Source organism: Bradyrhizobium guangzhouense, from assembly GCF_004114955.1.
Lineage (GTDB): Bacteria > Pseudomonadota > Alphaproteobacteria > Rhizobiales > Xanthobacteraceae > Bradyrhizobium > Bradyrhizobium guangzhouense.
Genome location: NZ_CP030054.1, coordinates 329402 through 351022, shown reverse-complemented (window position 1 = coordinate 351022; position 21621 = coordinate 329402). Strand labels below are relative to the sequence as shown.

The 21621-nt window shown below is 57.6% G+C and carries 16 protein-coding genes and 4 pseudogenes; 9 read left to right on the top strand and 11 right to left on the bottom strand.

The window, feature by feature from the left end:
* Nucleotides 1-88: 88 nt before the first annotated feature.
* Nucleotides 89-217: pseudogene (locus XH91_RS35660) on the top strand (IS3 family transposase); the annotation flags it as partial.
* A gap of 10 nt (nt 218-227) precedes the next feature.
* Here the strand turns inward: XH91_RS35660 and XH91_RS35655 are convergent.
* The 4 genes from XH91_RS35655 to XH91_RS35640 are packed head-to-tail and all read right to left on the bottom strand — an operon-like array spanning nt 228 to nt 5477.
* Entirely contained in the window at nt 228-1970 is a 1743-nt protein-coding gene (locus tag XH91_RS35655) for a dipeptide ABC transporter ATP-binding protein (protein WP_128929848.1), read from the bottom strand.
* Nucleotides 1970-2890: an ABC transporter permease gene (locus XH91_RS35650; RefSeq protein ID WP_128929847.1), complete on the bottom strand. Its 921-nt coding sequence runs from the start codon at nt 2888-2890 to the stop codon at nt 1970-1972. Before XH91_RS35650 ends, XH91_RS35655 begins: the two co-directional genes overlap by 1 nt.
* Complete coding sequence (locus XH91_RS35645; protein ID WP_128955116.1) at nt 2887-3864, bottom strand: ABC transporter permease; 978 nt, start codon at nt 3862-3864, stop codon at nt 2887-2889. Before XH91_RS35645 ends, XH91_RS35650 begins: the two co-directional genes overlap by 4 nt.
* Nucleotides 3861-5477, bottom strand: coding sequence for an ABC transporter substrate-binding protein (locus XH91_RS35640; protein WP_164934301.1), 1617 nt, complete (start codon nt 5475-5477; stop codon nt 3861-3863). The genes XH91_RS35645 and XH91_RS35640 overlap by 4 nt, the downstream gene beginning before the upstream one ends.
* A 633-nt stretch (nt 5478-6110) precedes the next feature.
* On the opposite strand from XH91_RS35640, the gene XH91_RS39965 reads away from it, so the two are divergent.
* The 5 genes and pseudogenes from XH91_RS39965 to XH91_RS35615 all read left to right on the top strand — a co-directional run bounded on the left by XH91_RS39965 (nt 6111) and on the right by XH91_RS35615 (nt 9389).
* Entirely contained in the window at nt 6111-6611 is a 501-nt protein-coding gene (locus XH91_RS39965) for an IS66 family transposase (protein WP_128955115.1), read from the top strand.
* Between the two features lie 2 nt (nt 6612-6613).
* On the top strand, nt 6614-7159 hold the full coding sequence (locus XH91_RS39960; RefSeq protein ID WP_128955114.1) for an IS66 family transposase: 546 nt from the start codon (nt 6614-6616) through the stop codon (nt 7157-7159).
* Entirely contained in the window at nt 7156-7806 is a 651-nt protein-coding gene (locus XH91_RS35625) for a UPF0149 family protein (RefSeq protein ID WP_237867281.1), read from the top strand. The genes XH91_RS39960 and XH91_RS35625 overlap by 4 nt, the downstream gene beginning before the upstream one ends.
* A 42-nt stretch (nt 7807-7848) precedes the next feature.
* A pseudogene (locus XH91_RS35620) lies at nt 7849-8040 on the top strand (transposase domain-containing protein); the annotation flags it as partial.
* A gap of 246 nt (nt 8041-8286) precedes the next feature.
* Nucleotides 8287-9389 (top strand): IS3 family transposase gene (locus XH91_RS35615; protein WP_128929842.1). Its coding sequence is split into 2 segments (ribosomal slippage): nt 8287-8548 and nt 8548-9389, totalling 1104 coding nucleotides; the frame shifts between segments, so codons are not numbered across the junction.
* 172 nt (nt 9390-9561) lie between these two features.
* Here XH91_RS35615 and XH91_RS35610 read toward each other — a convergent pair.
* The 5 genes from XH91_RS35610 to XH91_RS35590 form a co-directional block, all read right to left on the bottom strand.
* Entirely contained in the window at nt 9562-10875 is a 1314-nt protein-coding gene (locus tag XH91_RS35610; protein WP_164934300.1) for a CapA family protein, read from the bottom strand.
* A 269-nt stretch (nt 10876-11144) separates the two neighbouring features.
* Entirely contained in the window at nt 11145-11762 is a 618-nt protein-coding gene (locus XH91_RS35605) for a cysteine hydrolase family protein (protein ID WP_128929840.1), read from the bottom strand.
* An 877-nt stretch (nt 11763-12639) separates the two neighbouring features.
* Nucleotides 12640-13314: a GntR family transcriptional regulator gene (locus tag XH91_RS35600; RefSeq protein WP_128929839.1), complete on the bottom strand. Its 675-nt coding sequence runs from the start codon at nt 13312-13314 to the stop codon at nt 12640-12642.
* A gap of 299 nt (nt 13315-13613) precedes the next feature.
* The gene (locus tag XH91_RS35595) at nt 13614-15002 is read right to left on the bottom strand and encodes an amidase (protein WP_128955113.1); all 1389 of its coding nucleotides are present in this window, start codon (nt 15000-15002) and stop codon (nt 13614-13616) included.
* Between the two features lie 33 nt (nt 15003-15035).
* Entirely contained in the window at nt 15036-16574 is a 1539-nt protein-coding gene (locus XH91_RS35590) for an AMP-binding protein (RefSeq protein WP_128955112.1), read from the bottom strand.
* Between the two features lie 200 nt (nt 16575-16774).
* Here XH91_RS35590 and XH91_RS35585 point away from each other — a divergent pair, with 200 nt between their 5' ends.
* Nucleotides 16775-17596 carry an enoyl-CoA hydratase/isomerase family protein gene (locus XH91_RS35585; protein WP_128929836.1) on the top strand — a complete coding sequence of 274 codons (822 nt, stop codon included), beginning with the start codon at nt 16775-16777 and terminating at the stop codon, nt 17594-17596.
* Nucleotides 17597-17780: 184 nt separating this feature from the next.
* Nucleotides 17781-18206 (top strand): annotated as a pseudogene (locus XH91_RS35580) (ISNCY family transposase); the annotation flags it as partial.
* A 129-nt stretch (nt 18207-18335) separates the two neighbouring features.
* Here XH91_RS35580 and istB read toward each other — a convergent pair.
* Nucleotides 18336-19133 carry an IS21-like element helper ATPase IstB gene (istB, locus tag XH91_RS35575; RefSeq protein ID WP_128929835.1) on the bottom strand — a complete coding sequence of 266 codons (798 nt, stop codon included), beginning with the start codon at nt 19131-19133 and terminating at the stop codon, nt 18336-18338.
* Complete coding sequence (istA, locus tag XH91_RS35570) at nt 19133-20431, bottom strand: IS21 family transposase (RefSeq protein WP_164934316.1); 1299 nt, start codon at nt 20429-20431, stop codon at nt 19133-19135. Before istA ends, istB begins: the two co-directional genes overlap by 1 nt.
* A gap of 75 nt (nt 20432-20506) precedes the next feature.
* On the opposite strand from istA, the pseudogene XH91_RS35565 reads away from it, so the two are divergent.
* A pseudogene (locus tag XH91_RS35565) lies at nt 20507-21606 on the top strand (ISNCY family transposase); the annotation flags it as partial.
* Nucleotides 21607-21621: the final 15 nt, after the last annotated feature.

Sequence of the window (21621 nt, the reverse complement as noted above, 5' to 3'; positions counted from 1 at the left end):
CCTCTCGCGAGTGGACTGCTGTTGCAGCCAGGCCATGACGAGATCCGCGCACGCCGTTCGCGATAAATGGTTCGGGCACGAAGCCCGCTTTTTGCCCGCGGGCAAGCGGAAAGCTGTCGCGTATCTCATGGTTGCCCACGGGATGAGCGTACGGCGGGCGTATAAAGCCATCGGCTGCTGCCGCATGACCATCAGATATCTGACAACCCGGGCGGACGCGTCCGGGGCTAGCAGATGGACTGTGATGGGATCTCAGACGGCTTGACGATCCACTCTGGGGTCTGCATCTTCGGTATCATGGACAAGAGCGATGCTGTGTAAGAGTGCTTCGGCGCTTTGAACAACTGTTCCGTCTCGCTGCTTTCGCAAATTTGCCCATTCTGTAGTACTGTAACTCTGTCGCAAATCTGACGCACGACAGGGAGATCGTGACTGATAAATAACATCGTCAGCGATAGATTCTCTTGAAGGTCTTTCAGAAGATTTAGGATCTGCGCCTGGATCGAGACATCGAGTGCCGAGGTAGGTTCATCGCAGATGAGGAACCGCGGGCGACTTGCCAAGGTTCGTGCGATTGAAATACGTTGTCGCTGACCGCCTGAGAAGGCGTGCGGATAACGGCGGGCGACGGTGGGCTCCAGACCAACGGCCTTCAGCAGCTCTAACATTATCGGTTCGGCCTCTCGCTTATCCTTTACTAGTCCAAAGTGAATCATTGGCTCCATGATAATCTCGCCCACGCGCATCTGTGGATTCAGAGACGAGTACGGGTCTTGAAACACCATTTGAGTTTGACGCCGAATATCTTGACGATCTTCAAGGCTGGCTGCATAAACATCTTTTCCGCCATAAATCAGTTGGCCGCTGCTCGGGCGGGCAAGCCCAGCAACGACTCTTGCGATCGTGCTTTTTCCAGAGCCGGATTCGCCAACAAGGCCCATGACTTCTCCGGGGCGGATACTCAGGTTCACATCGTGCAGGGCCTTAAAGGCTCGCCGAGCGGAACCACCGAACATGCCTGTCGCCCCATATACGCGCTCCACACCCCGGAGTTCTACAAGTGCCTCCGGCTGGCTTGAACTTTGCGGCATGTCTCTTTCCAGCAGCCACTGCATGGCCGCATCGATATTTCGAGCGGCGCCAGACACGGGAAAGCGATGCAGCTTAATGTCGCCGCGCGGCACAACCGAAATCAATGCTTGGCTGTACTCGTGGCATGGATTTCCAAGAACAGCCGCAGTGTCGTTTAGTTCGACGATTTCGCCTGCCCTCATCACCGCGACGCGATCAGTGACCTGGGAAATCACGCCCATGTTGTGGGTGATGAGCATCACACCCACTTGACGTTCACGAGCCAAGTTCTTGATTAGCTTCAAGATCTGTGCCTGAACGGTCACGTCGAGCGCAGTTGTTGGTTCGTCCGCGACAATGAGTTCGGGTTGTGAGCAGAGAGCAAGCGCGATAACTGCGCGCTGTCGCATGCCACCCGAGAATTCATGTGGCCAGTTCTTCACGCGCCGGGCTGGCTCTGGAATCCCTACCGCCTCCAACTGACGCACCGCCTCGATCCTTGCGTCGCTGCGTGATAAGGCGAGATGAGTTCGGATCGTGTCGACCAGTTGTCTCTCAATTGTGAAAAGTGGATTTAAGCTGGTCAGTGGATCTTGGAAAATAGTCGAGACGCGTTTGCCGCGTAACGCCCGCATCGCCTTAACGTCGCGCGCATCGATGATATCTCCGGAAAGCCGAACTTCGCCCGCACTAATATGGCCGGGAGCCTGTAGTAAGCCCGTGATGGCAGCTCCAACGGTCGATTTGCCCGCGCCCGATTCGCCGACGATGCCGAGTATTTCGCCTGGCGCGATGTCTAGGCTGACGTTGCATACGGCTTGCAAGGCGCCATGCCGGCTAGGAAAGTCGACGCTAAGTCCCCGAATGGAAAGAACGCAAGGCTGGGCAGTTGTTGTCATCAGATGCCCCTTGGGTTGATTACATCCCGGAACCAGTCGCCCAAGACGTTAATGGCCAGCGCGAGTGTAAGAAGGGTGGCGGCAGGAAACAGCAGGATCCACCACTGCCCAGCAAAAAGAAAGTCTTGCCCACTGCGGATCAATGTTCCAAGAGATGGTTGGGTGGGGGGCAGACCTGCGCCCAAGTAGGACAGCGTGGCTTCGGTAATAATTGAAAGCGCAAGTGAGATTGTCGCGATCACGAGGATCGGTCGACGCACGTTTGGCAATATGTGCCGTACCAGCACTGTGCCCGTCGGAAGGCCTATCATTAGGGCTGCCTGCACATACTCTCGCTGTTTCTCCCCCATCACGGCGCCGCGCACCGTGCGGGCATATGTGACCCATCCGGAAATTCCAATCGCCAATATTACCATGTAGACAGCAAGGGCTTCGCGCGCGCTCGGTGGCAGTAGCGACCGCGTTAAGCCGGAAATAAGGAGCGCAATAAAAATGGCGGGGATGGACAACTGGATGTCTGCGATACGCATGATCGCTGCGTCAATGTGTCCCCCGAAATAACCGGATATCAGGCCTAAGCTGACGCCGATCGACATTGAAACCAAAACAGAGGCAAGGCCCACTAGGAGTGAAACCCGTGTTCCATAAAGGGTCGCTGAAAGCACGTCACGTCCCTGATCGTCTGTGCCGAAAGCGTAGAAGCGGTTCGTGAACTCATTGATGCTCCAGGCCGGTGTATTTGACGAAAGCAGATCGAACGTGCTGGCGTCGAGAGTGTTCTGTGGTGCCCATAAAGGAGCTCCCAGGGCCGCGACAATGAGAGTTAGCAGTGCGAGCGTAGACAGAACTGCTCTGGGGGAACGGATGTAAGAGTGCCCGATATCAGAGTTAAACAATGCGGAAAGCTTGTGAATGGTCATCTGACTACTCCTCCCGTCCGCAGGCGAGGATCTAGAAGGTAGTAGACGCAATCCACGACCATGTTGATGGTAACGAAAATGATCGACACGATGAGAAGGTATGCGGCCATGATTGGGACGTCGGAAAATCTAATGGAATTAATAAAGAGCAGCCCAACGCCTGGCCATTGGAATACTGTCTCAGTAACGACGGCGAATGCGATGATGGATCCCAACTGCAAACCTGCAACCGTGACGACCGGAATCATCGTGTTCTTCAAAGCGTAAGAAAAATAGATGAGCCGGTCTGGCAGCCCTCGCGCGCGTGCGAACCGGATATGATCGGAATGCATGACCTCAAGCATTTCAGTGCGGACTAAACGCAAGATCAGCGTGAGTTGATAGGTGGCCAGTGAAATCGCGGGAAGGATGATAGCCTGCCAGCCGGTCTTAGTCAGTAACCCGGTGGTCCACCAGCCGATCTTCACCGTGTCGCCCCGTCCGAAGGACGGCAACCAGCCAAGTTTGACCGCGAACACGTAGATGAGGCCGATGCCGATTAAGAAGTTAGGCAGGGATACTGCGATCAGCGAGACCGTCAAGCTGAAGCCCGATAATATGGAGCGCGGCCGCAATGCTGTCACGACGCCAAGGGCGACTCCCGCTATCATTGCAAATATAAACGATAATATAGCTAGTTCCAGAGTCGCAGGCAGCCGCTCCAGGATCAAATCCAACACCGGCCTTCCAACGCGAGTGGAAATGCCGAAGTCCCCATGGAGTGCCGAACTGATAAAACGAAAGAACTGGATGTAAAAGGGGCGGTCGAACCCGAGTTCCGCCGCTAGCCGCGCGCGGTCCTGCGCGGTCGCCTCCGGTCCGACCATATTCTGGAGCGGATCGCCGATAAAATGAAAGGCGGCGAACGACAGAAACGCCGTCATCAGCATCACCGGCAACACGGACAGCAATCTGCGCAGAAAGAAACCTGTCACTTGTCCACCTTGATGGTTTTCACGGAGATCTGATTACCAACGTTTGGCGTAACGTGAATCTTCTTCTGCGTTGCACGCGCCAACACCTGCGCGTGAATCGGTAGATAGAAACACTCGTCCTGAACGGTCTTCCAAATTTCGGCGATTATGGTTTTACGTCTTTGAGGATCGGCTTCCGACCGGAGTAATTCAATTTTGGCATCAATCTCCGGGTTTTTGTAATTCGCTGCAGCCCAGGCGCCCCGAGAGTGGACGAGATTATCGAAGATTAATTGAGAATCGTATGAGCCCCACGTCATCAGGTAAAAGTCGGTCTTCCTATTGAGAACTAGAGGCCAGACGACTGCGCTGGGTTGGACATCGAGATGCACGGTGACACCGATCTTGGCGAGCATTGCCACCACGGCCTGACAGATGCGCTCGTCGTTCACCATGCCGTCATTTGGACAGTTTAGAGTGACCGAAAATCCGTTGGGGTAACCTGCCTCGGCCATAAGCTGCTTGGCTTGGTCAATATTGAGCTTTGGGAACTTACCCAATTCTTCCGTATAGCCGTCGGCGATCGGCGAAATGATTGTACCGAGCGGAACCGACTCCCCTCGCATGATTGCCGACTTGATCGCTAGACGATCAATGGACATGTTCATTGCGTGGCGCACCCGCTTGTCGGCGAAAGGATTTCCCTTTGCTTCCCCGCTGGCAAGTGTGTTCGCGCTTGTATTGACGCCTAAAAAAACCGTGCGAATCTCTGGGCCGCGAACCACCCGAAGGCTTTCATTCTGCTCCAACCGTGAAATGTCTTGGGGGGGGACGTCTTGGAGAAAATTAACTTCTCCGCTGATCAATGCGGATACACGCGTCGCGGCCGACTGGATAGGGGTATAGATGATCCGATCGATATCGATTGGGAACTGGCCGATACCCCAGTATTTATCGTAAGCTTCCAACTCCGAACGGCGATCCGATTCTCGGCTTACAAGGCGATAGGCGCCAGTGCCGTTCTCATGGCGAGCAGCATAGTTTTCTTTCCCGCCTTTAAAATCCTGCGGAACAACGGAGTCGTTCTTCTCGGCCCATGCTCTATTCATTATGAAGATGCTTGCCAAGTTTTCGGGCAGAAGAGGGCTGGGTCCCTTTGTCTTGACCTGCACGGTGTAGTCGTCCTTCGCGATGGCTTCCTCAACCGCGGCGGCAGCCAGATAGGTCCGCACATTCGAGGTTGGTGCCATAGCTCGCTGGATTGAAAATGCGGCGTCGTCGGCCTTAAATGGTGCGCCGTCGTGGAACGTAACGTTCCGGCGAAGCTTGAACTCCCAAACGTCGGGGTGATCAGGCAACATCCGCCATTCGGTCGCTAGTACTCCAATGAGCTTTCCGTCGTCGGAGCGCTCCACAAGGCCTTCGTACATCTGCCGATTGAACGCAAAGGTCACGTTCTCATTATAGGCGTGAGGGTCTAGAGTCTGAACGTCCAAGCTCCGAGCCCATTTCAGCGTTTCCGCGCCCCCGGGTGAGACGGTCATTAGTAGTGCCGCCACGCTTGCTATGGCGGCAAAACGCCGCTTGAGACGGGCTGGTCTGTGAATGAAACAGCGCGCAGTGGATTTCGGCATTTGGGACATTCCTCTCTTGATCGCAGGGTAAACTGCGCCGCTAGATGTGGGCTATCACATCGGACAGGCTTCGGCCGTTTTTTGCTGCAGTTTGCCGGCCGAGGGCTGCCGTGGGCTGCGAATTCAGGGCGTCCTCTGCAGCAATTACGCGTATTCCCAGCGATTGCGCAGGATTGCGACAGTCGGCTGAATATTCCCTGCTCCTGGTCTAGGTCTCGTTATAGGTCCTGTGACCGTTGGGTTAGGAACGTCCGATCCCACTGAACTGCGGGCCTTTTATCACATTATCTCATCATGTGCCGACAGCCGGTTTACGTCTGGCGTGAGTTTCCGGTTTGGGATCGAGCTTTGAGCAAGCGAGTGTCTGATGGCCGGCCCTTTGGGGATACCGTCCGCGGCCGGCTTCCGCTTCTGAACGGGAACGTCTTAGCAAGCTGTTTGGCGCACTAGTCACGTGAATCGTAGGCGCTGTTCAGCGGCCACCTACCGGATGAAGGGGCGATCTCCGACTCTGCGGTTCGGTTTCCCGGGTGGTTGCGTGTACTCCGCACGATCCCTCCCAAATATGCCTGCCGCGCCTGTGAGGGCCCGATCGTCCAGGCCTCGGCACCAGCGCGGCTCGTCGAGGGCGGCATGGCGACGACGGCGCTGATCGCGCATATCGCCGCGGCCAAATATGCCTGGCAATCGACGCTCTACCGCCAGACGCAGATCCTGGCGGGCCAAGGTGTTGTCGTCGATCGTCAGACGCTGGCGCGCTGGATGGGCAGCGCGGCGTGGCTGGTCAGGGGCCTCTACGACCTGCAACTGAAGACCATGCACGGCTTTGAGCGGTTGTTCTGCGATGAGACGCCGATGCCGGTGCTCGACCCGGTACGCGGCCGCACGAGGATCTGCCAGTTCTGGGCGCATGCGACGGACGATCGGGCGTGGAAGGGTCCGGCGCCGCCGGCGGTCGCCTACGTGTTCGCAGACGGTCGCGGCAAGAAGGAGATCGTGGCGCAGTTGGCCGGCTTCGAAGGCGTGCTGCAAGTCGACGGCTATGCCGCCTACGCCTCGCTGGTGGGCGATGCGAAGGTGCCGGGCAGATCCAGCTGGCGTATTGTCTCGTTCACGCGCGCCGCAACTTCGTGAGGGTGCACAAGACGACGAACTCACCCTTCGCCGCGGAGGTCATCGAGCGCATCGCAGCCGTCTACGCGATCGAGGAGAGGATCCGCGGTCTCGGCGCCGGGGAACGCCGCGCGGCGCGACAGGCCGAGACGAAGCCGCTCATGGAGGCGTTGAAGGCTCGACTGATCGCGGTGAAGGACGGGATCTCCCGCCGCTCGACGCTCATCAAGGCGATCGATTATATGCTCGAACGCTGGCAGGGCCTGACGGCATTCCTGGACGACGGGCGGCTCGAGGCGGACACCAACACGGTCGAACGATCAATCAGGCCGATTGCGATCGGAAAAAAGAACTCGTTGTTCAGTGGTGACGAAGGCGGAGGCGAGACTTGGTCGATACTTTCTTCGCTTCTTAACACGGCCAAATTGAATGGCCTCGACCCCGAGGCCTATCTCGTCGACGTTCTCGAGCGCATGGTGAGCGGCGCCGCGAAGGCCAACCAGCTGCACGAACTTCTGGCCTGGAACTGGAAGGCCGCACGCGAAGCCGAAAAGCGAGCCGTGGCATGACGAAGCCGAAGCAACGGCGGGGAACGCGAAAAGCACGCAAGACGACGATGGCGAACTATGCCATGTCATTCGAGCGGCTCGGGCAATGGATGAGCGAGCGCGCCAGGTCGCCGACGCTTCGGCATCCGCGGGCGACGTCGCTCTCCATGCTCGACGGCGCAGTGGCCGCTGTCGTCGCCGGGCCGGTCTCGATGGCCTCCGAGGAATGGGTGTGCCCGCTCCTTGGCGTAGATCCCGACGCCTTCAATCACGACACCGAGGAGTTCTCGGCGATCGCTGCCACGCTGATGCGCCACAACGCGATCAGCGAGACGCTGTCGACGAGACCGGAGAGCTTCGAGCCGCTGTTCCTGCGATCGCCGGACGGCGACGTCGACCCGCAGCCCTGGTGCATGGGCTTCCACGCCGTCATGAAGCTTCGGCTTCTCGTCTGGTCGCGGCTTCTCTCCCCGAACGGAACCGAACACCTTATGCTGCGGCCGATCCTGGTCCATTGCATCGATGACGCCGGTCGACCCTTGCTACCCCCGGCCCGCCATACGCTGGCAACGCTGCCCGTCGCTCAAAACGCCTGGCGCGACATTCCAATAGCCGTTGAGGCCCTGCGGCAGTTCTGGATGCCTATGCGCTTCCAGCGGCGCGCGTAGGCCGTCCACGCCAGGTCCGTGGTCTGCTCGTACCGCTTACGGTTGTTCAGTGATACCGTGGACGGAGCCGAGGCCAGCGCCGTCGTCTATAGCCTGATGCTGACCTGCCGCGCCTCACGTGTCGTGCCGTTAGCGTGGTTGCGCCACGTCCTCACCGAATCGCCTCAGCGCGCCGGCGACGCCGATATTGCAGACCTGCTGCCCTTCAACTTCCACAAAGCCGCCACCGCCTGAACGGCCCCGCATCGCCCGATTCAAGGCAGTCCATCAAAACCGCCGGCGTGCGGAGAAAATCGCGCTTACAGATGATCCGCTATCGCTCCAGCCGCCCGCCGGACGCAATTCTGCGTGGCCGATTGCGCGATTTCGCCAACGAGCGGCGGCGCTTCAGCTACCGCTGACCTGAGGCCGGCAAACTGGACCAATTTTGGCTAGAGTCTTGCGCTGCCGAATCCCCTCGGCTGGGAGGAGCGGACGACGATGAAGGCCTCGAAGTTTTCGGACGCCCAGAAGGCGTTTATCCTGAAGCAGGGCAACGACGGGGTCCCGGTTGCGGAGATCTGCCGCAAATCCGGGATCAGCCAGGCGACCTATTTCAACTGGAAGAAAAAGTACGACGGACTGCTGCCGACCGAGATGCGCCGGTTGAAGCAGCTCGAGGACGAGAACGCCAAGCTGAAGAAGCTGGTGGCGGACCTATCGCTCGACAAGGAGATGCTGCAGGACGTGATCCGCCGAAAGCTGTGAAGCCTGGTCGGAAGCGCAAGCTCGTCGATGAGGTTTGCGGGGAGTGGCAGGTCTCGATCCGCAAGGCTTGTAAGGCCCTCGAGTTCGATCGATCGACCTATCACTACAAATCTCGTCGCTCCGGCCAGGCGGCCCTCGAAGCTCGGATCAAGGAGATCTGCCATGTTCGCATCCGCTACGGCTATCGCCGCGTCCATGTGCTGTTGCGCCGCGAGGGATGGCGTCACGGCCAGAACAAGACCCGTCGCATCTATCGCGAATTGGGCCTGCAATTGCGCAACAAATCGCCCAAGCGCCGGGTCAAGGCCAAGTTGCGCGACGACCGACGGCCCGCGACGCGGGTCAACGAGATCTGGGCGATGGACTTCGTTCATGACCAGCTGGCCACCGGCGGCAATCTCCGGGTGCTCACGATCGTCGATATCTTCTCCCGCTTCTCGCCCGCACTGGAGCCGCGGCTCACCTTCCGCGGCACCGATGTCGTGGAGGTACTGGAAAGGGTTTGCAATGAAGTGGGACTCCCGGCGACGATCCGGGTCGATCAAGGCAGCGAGTTCGTGTCGCGCGATCTTGACCTCTGGGCCTACCAGCGCGGCGTCACGCTGGACTTCTCACGACCCGGCAAGCCGACCGACAACGCCTTCATCGAAGCCTTCAACGGCCGCTTCCGGGCCGAATGCCTCAACACCCATTGGTTCCTGTCCCTTGCGGATGCCCGGCAAAAGGTGGAGACTTGGCGAAGATACTATAACGAAGAACGGCCCCACGGGGCGATCGGCAATCGGCCGCCGATTTTGCTGCAAAATCACGTCGGCGACACCAGCCCGCCAACGTGATCAGAGGCGCAAAACTCTAGTTCCGGGTGGTCCAAAGTTCGGTCTCGCTGCACAAAACTCCGAGACTCTAACTGCCGCTGGATGAACATTCAGTGGCAGGTCACTCCGCTTACACATTCACGGTCGCACCTGATGGCGGAGAGCATTTGGATGAGAGGCTGTCGCGAGCTCGTCAAACCGGGGCTCCGCGGCCCGAAATCAAGTCTACGTATTGTTGCATTTGTTCTAAGTGACCGAAGTCGGCATTTTTCGCATCCAGGTGGTCTCTAAGTTGTTCAATGCGCATCACTTTGTTATCGCCCCTGTAGAAGATATTTCTAAACAAAGGAGTAGCGGTGACACTTTCGATGTAAGTACGGCTTCCTGCACTTGTATCACCTTTTGCGAACTGAAAGTTCAGCATCAAGCTCAAAATTAAATGTGGAGCCGTATACCAGTCCCAAGTTAGGCTACCCAAGGAGTAAGCGATGACCGCAACTCGGTTGGGATCACGTGTAGTGCGGTAGTACTCGATCGGCTGAACTACGTGAGGATGATGGCCCAAAATTATGTCGGCGCCTTCCTCCACAAGCGCATGAGCGAGCTCAATTTGCTTTCGTCTTGGAAAAAACTCGAATTCGAAGCCCCAATGGATTGAGGCGATGATGACATCGGCATTCTGATGTTTACAGCTCCTTATTTGCGATTTGAGTAGCTCAAGATCGGCCACGACACGTTTGGACATGAGCGGTGACGCGTGCACACAATAATGTTCACCGTCGGGTAGGGGTCGCCCATTGAGACCGAATGTGACCGACACGAACCCGAACCTGATGCCCCTCTTCGTGAAAACCGTGCCCCGGCCGTACTCCTCGGCGCATCGAGGGGCGCCGATTTCAATGATCCCATTCGCTCTGCAGAGCTCTTGAGTGGTTCGAAGACCCTGAACGCCCAAGTCCAATGAGTGATTGTTCGCGAGGTTAAGAATCGTGAAACGTCTACCCTGGTGTTCTGTTAATGCGGAATATTGGGCCGATGAGCAACACATCATCGAAGAGCGGCCGTCGCCTATAGCCTCGCTCACGACATGATCGTCTGCCACCACAGATTCATAATTCGCGAAAGAGATATCGGCATTGAAGACAGCGGCTTCGATGCTCTCGAACAAAAGATCCTTAGAGTGTTCTAGCCCGCGCGCCTGGATCAGATCCCCCAGTGCACTCAGAGTCGCAGTCTGCTGCTTTCGAAATGCAGTCGGTAATTCCACAATAGACTTGTCGTTCAAGAACAACGCATCAGAAACATCCCGTGATGTTCTCGTAATTGGGCGCGCGCTTTTATAGAACCAGTACGCGCGGTCAATTCCATCCATTTCTGCCGAATCTGTTGCAGCGCTTTCGAGCGGAAAATCCCACCAGCCAAATCGCTTGGCGTTTTCCGCCAGGTCCAACGTTTCCGGAGTTGTGCGCCAGACATCAACAGGCGTGTTGGGAAGTTTACGCGGCACGGCTTGCATCTCCTCGTCGCATGGCTTTTGATCTACGGTTTATAGTCTGCGCAGCACGCAAACCAGGCTCTTTCGCATCCGAAGTCTCCGCAATGCACAAGCGCCACAGGTGTTAACGTTGACGCGCGTGTCATACGCTTCAACGCAGCTCTTCGAGATTCCCTCTCAGGGGTAAGACGTTAGGATCTCGTTTTGCATCTCTTGCTCAGCGGAAAAGAGACAGAAAACAAACCGCTCGGCTTACTGAGGGAATCTCAAGAAGGGAAATCTCAGCTGTTTCGGGCGAATAACTTGCCTGAGAGTTCCGATACAATCTCCTCCGTCGTCACTTTCCGGACAGCGCCATATTGCATACGAAGAGAGTAATTGTGTCTCTCTTCAGTATAGGCGGCGCAGCAGTCGGTGACGCAAATCATATGGAAGCTGCGATCTACACCGTCGCGCAGCGCCATATCGATGCATTGATCCGTTAAAACGCCAACAACAATTACCTCCTCAATGCCCATGTTACGAAGAACCCGCTCCAGGATGGTCGAACTGAATACCCCAGAAGCTGTCTTTGGTAAGACGATGTCGTCTTCGCCAGGCGCTATCTCGGGAATTACCTGAGCTCCCCATGACCCCTTTGGGATGACTAGCTTACGGTGGCAAAGCGAACGATCGCGCCCATCCTTGGTGAGGCTTTCGATTACCGTGTACATCACTTCCACGCCGCACGACCTCGCGGCTTGCAGTAGCCGCTGGACGTTCGGCACGATCTGATGTTTCACGCGGTCCACGTACTCCGGATATTTGCGCTGTTCTTCCTCAGAAATCTCGTGGTTCTGCAGGTCGACAACTAGCAATGCTGTTTTTTGAGGGTCAATGGGGCCGTCATAATTCTTCATGTATCGCTCCTGGGTTTGATCTACCCTTCCGATCAATCTAGCAAGGATCGTTCCATCGGGCCTGGGCCTATCATGTGACGGCGACTCGCGCTTCTTGAGACCGACCTTCGGTCGGCCTATGAGCCAAGTTTCGTTGGAAAGCCTTGATCAAGAGCGGGCTGCCTGTTGCTCGTTCACAAGAGTGTTTTCTTATCGCGGGTTCATCCATAACTGGCCCTGTTCGCTCGCGACCAGAAGCGCCAGCTCTTCCGCATTAGTCCGGCCCACGACCTCAGAATTGCTGCGCTTTTGCAGGCAAGAATTCGGCGGACCGGAAATGAGCGCTCAGCCGCGGTGATTGCCGCCTTTGTGTCGCCGGCGCTACGGCGAGCAACATCGGCGGTTGGCCCGTCTCTGTGCGTGCCCGCTTCCTACGGGCCAACAAGAAGAGCCGCCCGGCACGAAAATCGCGGCGATGGAAATGGTAGAGATGCTCGTGTACTGGAGTAGCGCCAATCGCTTGCGGGCTGTTGTGACTGTTCGATTGGAGCGTCATTTGTCGGTCCCCGCGAGGTCGTCTCCGATATATTCCATGCGCTTAGGATACTAGTATCGTACAGAGATTTGCGTCGCATTTTCTTGCCGACTTGAAGAATTCCTGCAGCCCTTGTGGGATTTGCGAGGGATGGCGCCTGGAAGGTGAAGCAGATGATGTAATACGATCCGATCGATGTGTCATCGGCAAGCGAGAAAATCATCAATTCGTCGGTTGAGTTGATCAGTAGGTTTTATGTGACCGGTGATAGTTCGTGCTCCACATTGCTGCTCGCGCCATATCGCGCCACGCGGGTTAGAAGACGAGAAGAGTTGCCGAGTAGGTGGAGGCAATTGGGCGGGGTTATCCCGCCGCCTTATCAGGTGTATTCGCAAAACGAGCGGCTTCCGCCACGAGATCTGCGAAAACGCGTCCGCCAGTCGTGAGATGATCGTGCATAGCCTGAGCAGCCGCCATGGCATCTCCTCGGGTGATCGCTGCCACAATTGAGCAATGATCTTGATAGGACTGTTGAATGCGACCTGGTTTTTGGAATGGGTACCGACGATAGAGACGCAGGCGAGCGCGGGTCTCTTTTATCGACTGTTCCAAATATGAGTTTTGCGCACCCTCGTAGATAGTTTCATGGAGCTCTTTATTAATTGCATCGTACAGCTGCGCATTGTGAAGCGCGCTTTCGCTGCGAGAGTGTATGTCGCGGAGGCGCGCCTGTAGGTCCGTCGGCATTCGCGCCGCGGCCAGCCTTGCAGACATTCCCTCAAGCTCCGTCATAACTTCGAACATAGCGACAATTTGCTCCGCACTCAGAACCGAGACGGTCGCACCCCTCCGCTGCTTCAGATCTACCAAGCCACGCGATGCCAGCTGTATCAGGGCTTCCCGGACAGGGGTCTTCGAAACGTTAAACCTGTCGGAGAGTTGCTTTTCATCAAGCTTGGATCCTGGCTGCAAAGCACCGGAATCAATTTCGGTCTTGATCCAGTTGGCGATTTCGCTAGTTCGGTTGAATTTGAGCACGGTCCTGCCCGCGGGTATGGGAGTTCATACCACGATCCGCGAGTAGATAGCGAAAAGTTTCGCAATTGTATCGCGACGAGAGGCGGACCGGTTCGTCAACCGGTAGCTCAAAGGCTCGAACCTTTAGCCCAACAATACTCGAAGGAGCACGCGATTTGCCGGCCCGGCGCTCAACCTAGGCGCTACTTCCCCTACCTATGGTGAGACGATCGACGAACATACGGGCCCGAGATCAGATGCTGCCGAATTTACCTCGCCAAGGGCCCATGCCGGTCGAACTCAGAATGAGCCAGCAGAGATTAGACCGATCGCGCCGGAATAGTCTCGCTGATCCAACGCCCTAAACCTACAAGGTGCTGATCGGTATGCTGCTGGCCAATAACCTGAATTCCGAGAGGCATTCCCCTCACCGCAAGAAGCGGAAGCGTGATAGTTGGCGCCCCTAAGACGGAGGTAACAGCATTGTAACTCGGCAGGCCTGTTGTATGTGAGATGCCCGAGTCAAGTCCTTGATTGTCTAATTTTGGAGCTGGTCCAACGGAGGACGGAGCAACGATAGCGTCGGCGATATGAGCAATTGCGGCGTGGGCTGCTCTTGCCTTATCGCGCTGGGCGAGTAGTTGACGATAGTCATCTATGCTCATCTTTCTCGCGAGTTCCAGACGAGAGGTCAAGCTGTCACTCAGCCCTCCGCCAAACCTTTCTACAAGGTTCTCCAGTGACCAGCGCATCTCGTAGGCACAAACGTCACGAGTAATTTCAAGACTTTCGTCGATGGCACGTTCGAACGAGTCGACCAGCGAGTGGTTGGTTCTGTCGATGGTGTGGACGCCGGCGTGGCGAAGCTGAGTGAGGAACCGTTCAAATGCGTCTCTGGAATCGTCGTCCAATTCTGCCGCACCTTGGGCCTCCATCACAATCACTCGTAGTGGCCGGGTTGCCGGATGAAGAGTTGTCTCACCGTAAAGGCCGGGATAGCCGGGATCGCCGCCTGATCTCTTTGCGACTTCAATCGACACATGCCACATGTCACGAAGGTCGCCAGCATGGATCCCCACGTGGCTTTGGCTAAGTGCCAGACGCTCCCCACGATGGATGGCGCCCATTGTCGGCTTGATCGCATAGTTCGCGCAAAAGCTCGCTGGTCGAATCACCGAGCCAGCCACTTGCGTTCCGATTGCCGCAGGTATCATCCGCGCGCCGACGGCCGCTGCCGATCCGCTCGACGATCCGCCGGGGGTATGGCGATGGCTGAACGGGTTGGTAGTCGGTCCAGGGTAGGACATGCCGAGTTCCGTCGTCACTGTCTTACCGAGCACGATGGCGCCCGCGGCTCTCAATGCCTGGACGCAAGCCGTATCTTGATGAGTGTGATTGTCTCTGAACAAGGGAGATCCCATACGCGTGGGCATATCCTTTGTCATAAAGAGGTCTTTGATCCCGACCGGCATGCCATCGATGGTCGAAAGCTCTCGTCCCGCGAGGTAACGCGCTGTGGATCGATCAGCCACGGACCTCGCCTCTCGCACGTTCATTTCGACCCAAGCTCGCACGGTGGGCTCGCGAGCGTCGATCGTTTCGAGACAGCGCTCAAGGTATTTGCGCGGGCTATCTCGTCCTTCTCTGAAGGCGGGTACCGCATCATGAAATGTCAGCGCTTGAAATTCAGCGGGATGGTATGCGCACAAGTGTGCAATCTCCAGTTAGCCTAGGGAGGCCGATTATCTATTGGCGTTATCCGAGCCAAGCGTGGGAAAGTCCGCTAGTGTCGTCCGGAGCTCCTTCTTCAAGACTTTTCCCATAGCATTCCGTGGAAAATCATCGACTACGATGACCTTCTTGGGGGTTTTGTAACTTGCCATGTTTCGCTTGACCTGCTGAATCACCTCGCTTTCGCTCGGTGGGTCGCTCTTATCGCTAGCAATTACGAAGGCAACGACGCACTCTCCGAAATCCGCGTGAGTTGCTCCGACAACGGCTGACTCCTTAACGGAAGTCAGTTCATCGATTACAGCCTCAACTTCTGCGGGATAGACGTTGTATCCGCCGCTGATGATGAGATCCTTGGCGCGGCCTGTAATCGAGACGTATCCCTTCTCGTCGACGAGACCCATGTCGCCGGTACGGAAGAACCCGTCTGCTGTGAGCTCGGCTTTGGTTTGCTCAGCATTGTTCCAGTAACCGGAGAAAAGCCCCGGTCCTCGCGCTTGAATGATACCTACTTGTCCGACAGGCAGAGCTTCATCTCGCTCGCCTGCAATACGCAAATCAACACCGGGAATCGGTAGCCCTACCGAACCTGGTCGACGATCACCTTCCAGGGGGTTCGAGCAGAGAATCATTGCCTCGGTCAAACCATAACGCTCCAGGATACGGTGCCCTGTCCGAGTTTCAAAATCGCGATGCATCGGAGCCGATAGTGGTGCCGAACCGGATATGAACAGTCGCATGTTTCGGCAAAGAGAGCTGGCCAGCGAAGGGCAGGTCAATAGACGATGATAGTAAGTTGGCACTCCCATAAAAACGGTTGAGCGAGGAATTGCGTCGAGCACTGGACTTACATCGAATTTATTTTGCAGGAGAATTCGCGCTCCGCCTGCCAGCGCGACGTTGAATGAGATGAATAGACCATGGCTGTGGAAGATCGGCAGCGCATGTAGCAGAACATCCGAAGACGAGAAGCCCCACAATCGACTCAGCGTTTGAGCGGTGTACGAGAGCGCAGCATGGCTGATCAGAGCACCCTTGGGCCGGCCGGTTGTGCCTGAGGTGTAGAGGAGAGCTGCGGGAGCCGCACCATTGAGTTCGACGGTGCTAAACGAGGTCTCTCCTGCTTTGACAAGTGATGCGAATGTTCCTTCACCCCGGATGCCAAACGTTAAGACCTTGGTTGACCGAGGCACCGTCATGTCGGGAAGAGCTTCCGTATTTGGTCCTCTGAGAAGGAAGGAAGGCTGCGCGTCCTTTAGAAGGTAGGCCAACTCAGCTGAGCGATAAGCTGTGTTGATGGGCAAATAGCAGAGCCCAGCACGGAGGCAGGCAAGATAGAGCGCGAAAGCATGTGCGGACTTCTCGACCTGGACGGCCACGCGATCACCGACCGCACATCCGAGCCGCCGGAAGACGCTGGCATAGCTACCACAGAGCTTGTGCAGCCACTGAGCGGATAGCGTTTCGCCGCTCTCAAGCTCTAGGAGCACGTCTGTCGGGTTTGCCTCGGCCCTCCCCTCAACCAGGACATAGAAATTGCGGTTGGACATGACTTACGCCTCTCCTCGCCGCGCTGCCGGCAGGGCCAGTTTCCGAGATATTCTATTGAATGTAAAAAAAATATCTGTCAACGTAAAAAGAATACGGAGGGGCTGAGGGCATAGGGCCGAAGCTTCTGTGCTTCATCGTTGACAACCGCGCCTCACCTACCCGTCCCTGCAGCGCAGGTTTCGCCAGTCGAGGGAATCGAATGAATAAATTTGGAAGTGAGGTCGCAGCAGGGAAACAAAGGAATGAAGAAGCATCTGAGCTCGGGAACTTGCCGACCTTGCATGTGTCAAAAGGGATCGCGAGAATTCAATTGAACCGGTCTCGGCAGCACAATCGGTTCGAGCCAACAGACATCGAGACTTTCTCTGAAATCGTCGCGACTTTGGCTCGGCAGTCGAGCGTGCGAGTACTAATGATAACGGCTCAAGGTCCAAGTTTTAGTTCAGGATTTGACCTGGATACATTGTCGAGTGATCGTGCGGCGGCATGTACAGCCCTGTTCGCCGCGATGTGCGATCTTGTCGAAGAATGCCCCTTTCCTACTATATGCGGCCTGAATGGAAACATTTACGGAGGCGCTACTGACCTCGCGCTTGCATGTGATTTTCGTATCGGAACGCGGGGATGTCTCTTGCAAATGTCTCCTTCTCGCCTCGGTATTCAGTACTACTATTCTGGTTTACGACGTTACGTGGAGCGGCTTGGCCTGTCGCAAACGAAACGCCTTTTTCTAACAGGCGAGCAAGTTGACAGCATCACGTTGTTACAGATGGGTTATCTTACCGAGGTGTGTACTTCGGATGCGCTTGAAGCGCGATTAGAGCATTTTGCCGGGATGCTCGCCCAGCGTTCGCCGGCTTCTCTCCGGGGCCTGAAGACGTCGCTCAATTCAATTCGTCGAGGCACTGCTGACCCGGTCGAGATCAATGCGAAGTTTTTCGAAAGCCTAACATCACCTGATGCCCGAGAGGGCCTAAAAGCGTGGTGTGAGCGCCGGCCTCCTTCATTTGCAGACGTGTGAGGCCAAGGCTCTTCGCACAGCAAAAATAAACTGCCTAAGCCTTGCCTCGTCCTCCGATCGGTTGGCTTTTGCGCGGCGGCGATCAGGGTGAGACTCCGCATTGTCTCGCCCTAATTGTTACCAAATGCTGAGCCGTTGCCTCACGTAAATTGCTCCCTTGGATCGGGAGCGAGCGGGGGCGAAGATGGGGTGGCTAAGCATGGCAACGCGGAAGGAACTGACGGCGGCAGCAGGCGCGCGCTATCGGCGTTCGGATCGCGCGAAGAAGACGCGGATATTGGACGAGTTCGTCGACATCACCGGATTCCATCGCAAGCAGGCGATGCGACTACTTCGAGGTGAGGAAGACGCGCGCCCAAGCCGAAGGGCGCGACGTCGAATGTATAATGAGGTAGAACACAACGCGCTCGTGCTCCTTTGGGAGGCGTCAGACCGGATCTGCGGGAAGCGGCTGAAGGCGTTAATGCCTGCGTTGATTGAGGCGATGGAACGGCATGGCCACCTCGACCTTACCCCCGAGATCCGCGACAAACTTTTGGCAATGAGCGCTGCGACGATCGACCGCGCATTGGTGGGGGTCCGAGAAGGATTAGGTCGCAAGCGTCGGCGGCTGTCAAGCGACGTCCGGATTTGACCCCGCAACGACATGAGGAAGCGACCCCCTTGTTGTTTGCAGGACTGAAGCAAGCCGCTCGCGAAGCGCGCCCTTCATAGCGCTGTAGCGAGCGAGCGGCTTGCGTCACGACTTCTTCTCCGATTTGGCTTCTGGTACAGCGGGCTTCTGCAGAAGTCCGCTGCGGCGCTTCTCCTTCAAGCGATAGCTGTCGCCGCGGATCGTGATTACGTGACTGTGGTGCAGCAGACGATCAAGGATCGCGGTGGCGACCACGGGGTCGCTGAAGACCGAGCCCCACTCGCCGACGCTGCGGTTGCTGGTCAGCAGGATCGCGCCTCTCTCGTAACGACGGCTAACGAGCTGGAAGAACAGATGCGCGGCATCGGGTTCAAAGGGCAGATACCCGAGCTCGTCGATGATCAGGAGCTTTGGCTTGGCAAATTGCGCGAGTCGCTCCTCGAGCCGGCCTTCGCTGTGACCTTTGGCAAGCTGCGCAACGACAGTCGTGGCTGCGACGAACTGAACGGAATGCCCAGCCAGGATCGCTTCGCGCCCAAGCGCGACCGCAAGGTGCGTCTTGCCAACGCCAGGTGGCCCAAGGAGCAGCACGTTCTCGCCATTGGCGATCCAGCGGGCGCTCGCAAGCTCGCGTATCTGCTTCGGATCCAGCGAGGGCTGGGCCGAGAAGTCGAAGCCCGACAGATCGCGAACGAACGGGAAGCGAGCAAGTTTGAGCGTCATCTCGATGCGCCGCTCATCCTTGCGGGCGATCTCGCGCTCGCACAGCAGCACCAGAGTCTCGCGTAGGCTCAGCTCTTGTCGACCGGCCTCATCCAACAACCCATCCAGTTGGTCGCGGACAGCCGTCAGCTTCAGGCGCGTCAGCATATCGCTCAGGCGGTCGGGGACAATGGCTCGCATCAGAAGCCCCCTCCCACAATCGCTTCGTACTCGCCGAGTGGCCGCAGCAGCGTCGGCGACGGCGGCGCGACAGGCGATAACGCGAGCTCGCCAGCACGGCTCGGTTTAAAGCCAGTCAGGCCCTCAAAGTGTTTAGGGTCAACGACGCGACGGCGCCGACCGACACAGATCGGATGAGCGGCCACCTCATGGATCCCGTGGTGGATGCGCACCACGCCATCGGCGATCGTCGCTCTCACCGTCTCGCCGATCAGCCGCCATGGCACAGAGTAGGCGTTGCCATCGATCTCGACCGCGCAGTCGGCCTGCACGCGCCGGATCAGTTCACGTGCGGCCTGGAAGGGCGGCCTCCCAGCGATGGGCTTCAGCGCGTGCGCCTCAGCGCGCCTGAAGCGCTCAATTGGTGCTTCGCCAGTCGTGCCATGCTGGCGTAGGTCGGCGATCTCCCGCGTCCAAGCTTCAAGATGCGCCTCAAAGGCTTCCCAGCTCGGGAAGGTGCGGCCGGCGACCGCGTTCCGTTTGACGTAGCCGACGCCATTCTCGGTCTTACCCTTGGTGCGGGCTCGATATGGCGCGCAGGCCCGTGGCCGGAACCCCCAGTGCTTGGCAAACGCGGTCAGCTTGTCATTGAACACGACGGTGCGCATCGCGGCATCGTGCTCCACGACCAACGCACGCGCATTATCGAACAGTACCTCCTCGGGCACGCCACCGAACTTCACGAAGGAGCTTTCCAGGCCATCGAACCAGCTCTCTTGCCGTTCGTTGCGGAATGCTCTGACATGGTGCCGGCGCGAGTAGCCCAACGTGGCGACGAACAGGTAGGCGCGAACCTTGCTGCCACCGATCTCGACCAGCCGCTCGCCAAAATCGATCTGCAGCTGTTTGCCGGGCGGTGTCTCGAACCGCACCGTCGCGCGCGCCTCGGCCGCAAGCTCCTGGCGATAGCGCTGTACCGCCCGCTCGACCGTGCGCAGGCTGACGATGATGCCTTTCTCGGCTGCCAGCTCCTGGCGAATCACATCGGCATTGCCGTGGTGCTGCCGCAGGCGCTCCTTGAGCCAGGTCTCCTGGCCATCGAGCGCCTTTTTGCGCTGCGGCTGCCGATAGGGTGTCCAGCCGCCGGCCGCCACGTAGTCCTTCACCGTGTTGCGACTAATCCCGAGCTCCCGGGCAATCCGTTTGCTACCCCACCCCAGCTCGTTGAGCCGGAGTATCGCCGAAACCTCGTCCGGCTCCAGCATGGCCTCCCTCCGCGGATCTTTGAACCGCAGAGGACCTGAACTGAGTCGCTGCATAAAAACCCCCGTTCTGACCGTGTCGCGAGGGGGGCAATTCCTCGTGTCGTCAGGGGGTCAATTTTCCATGTCGCCCGACAGCGGCACGCGACGCATTCCCTGCGTCGCAGGGCTCCAATAAGGACGTCGGCAGATTGGAATGATCCGGCGCCCGGATTCGTCGAGGCCGACCTTGTCGCGCATAGCGGTCCATCTGCGCGCGGCAGCTTCATCCAGACCCTCGTGCTCACCGGCATTGCTACCGGCTGGACGGAGTGCGCTCCTCTGATCGTGCGCGAACAAACGCTGTTGAGCACGGTGCTGACGGAATTGCGCAAACAATTGCCTTTTGCGCTGCTCGGCTTCGATACTGACAATGATACCGTGTTCATGAACGAGACGCTGAAAGCCTACTGCGAGGCGGCCAACATCGTCTTCACGCGTTGCCGGCCCTACCGAAAAAATGACCAGGCGTTCGTCGAGCAGAAGAACGGCGCCGTCGTGCGCAGGATAGTCGGCTATCGTCGGTTCGAGGGCGCCTGGAAGCGGCCAAGCTGCTGGCTGAACTCTATCGATCGGCGCGGCTGTTCGTGAACTTCTTCCAACCCTCGTTCAAATTGATAGCCAAGCAGCGCGACGGTGCCCGTGTACGCAAGACATACAGCGCGCCGGCTACACCACACCAGCGCCTGGCAGCGGACGCCCGCACGCCTGACGCTGTCCGCCATCATCTCCAAGAAATCTATGCCGCCCTCGATCCAGTCGCGTTGTTGCGCGACATCCGCGACGTGCAGGAGCGCCTCGCGGTCCTCGGGGACACCCAACCAATCGGCCATCCTGCTGCGGCATCGCAATCGATCGATCGCTTCCTGGCAAGCCTGCGCACGGCCTGGAAGGACGGAGCTATGCGACCGACGGATCGGCCACTCGTGAAGGCGGAGAGAGGCCGACGTCGTCCCGACCCGCACATCCGAGCAACGCCAGAGTTGCGAAAATGGTTTGAAACCGAGCCTTGGCGGACTGGCAGCGAACTGCTCTCGCGCTTGCAGGAGGAATATCCTGGAGCCTATCCGAACAAGCTTCTTCGAACGCTTCAACGTCGGCTGAAATCCTGGCGCAGCGAGCAAGCGAACGCGCTGCTGTTCGCTCCTAGCGAGAAAATGCCGCCAGGGTACGAGGTCACAACACTCCAATGACGTGCGAGGTACCAG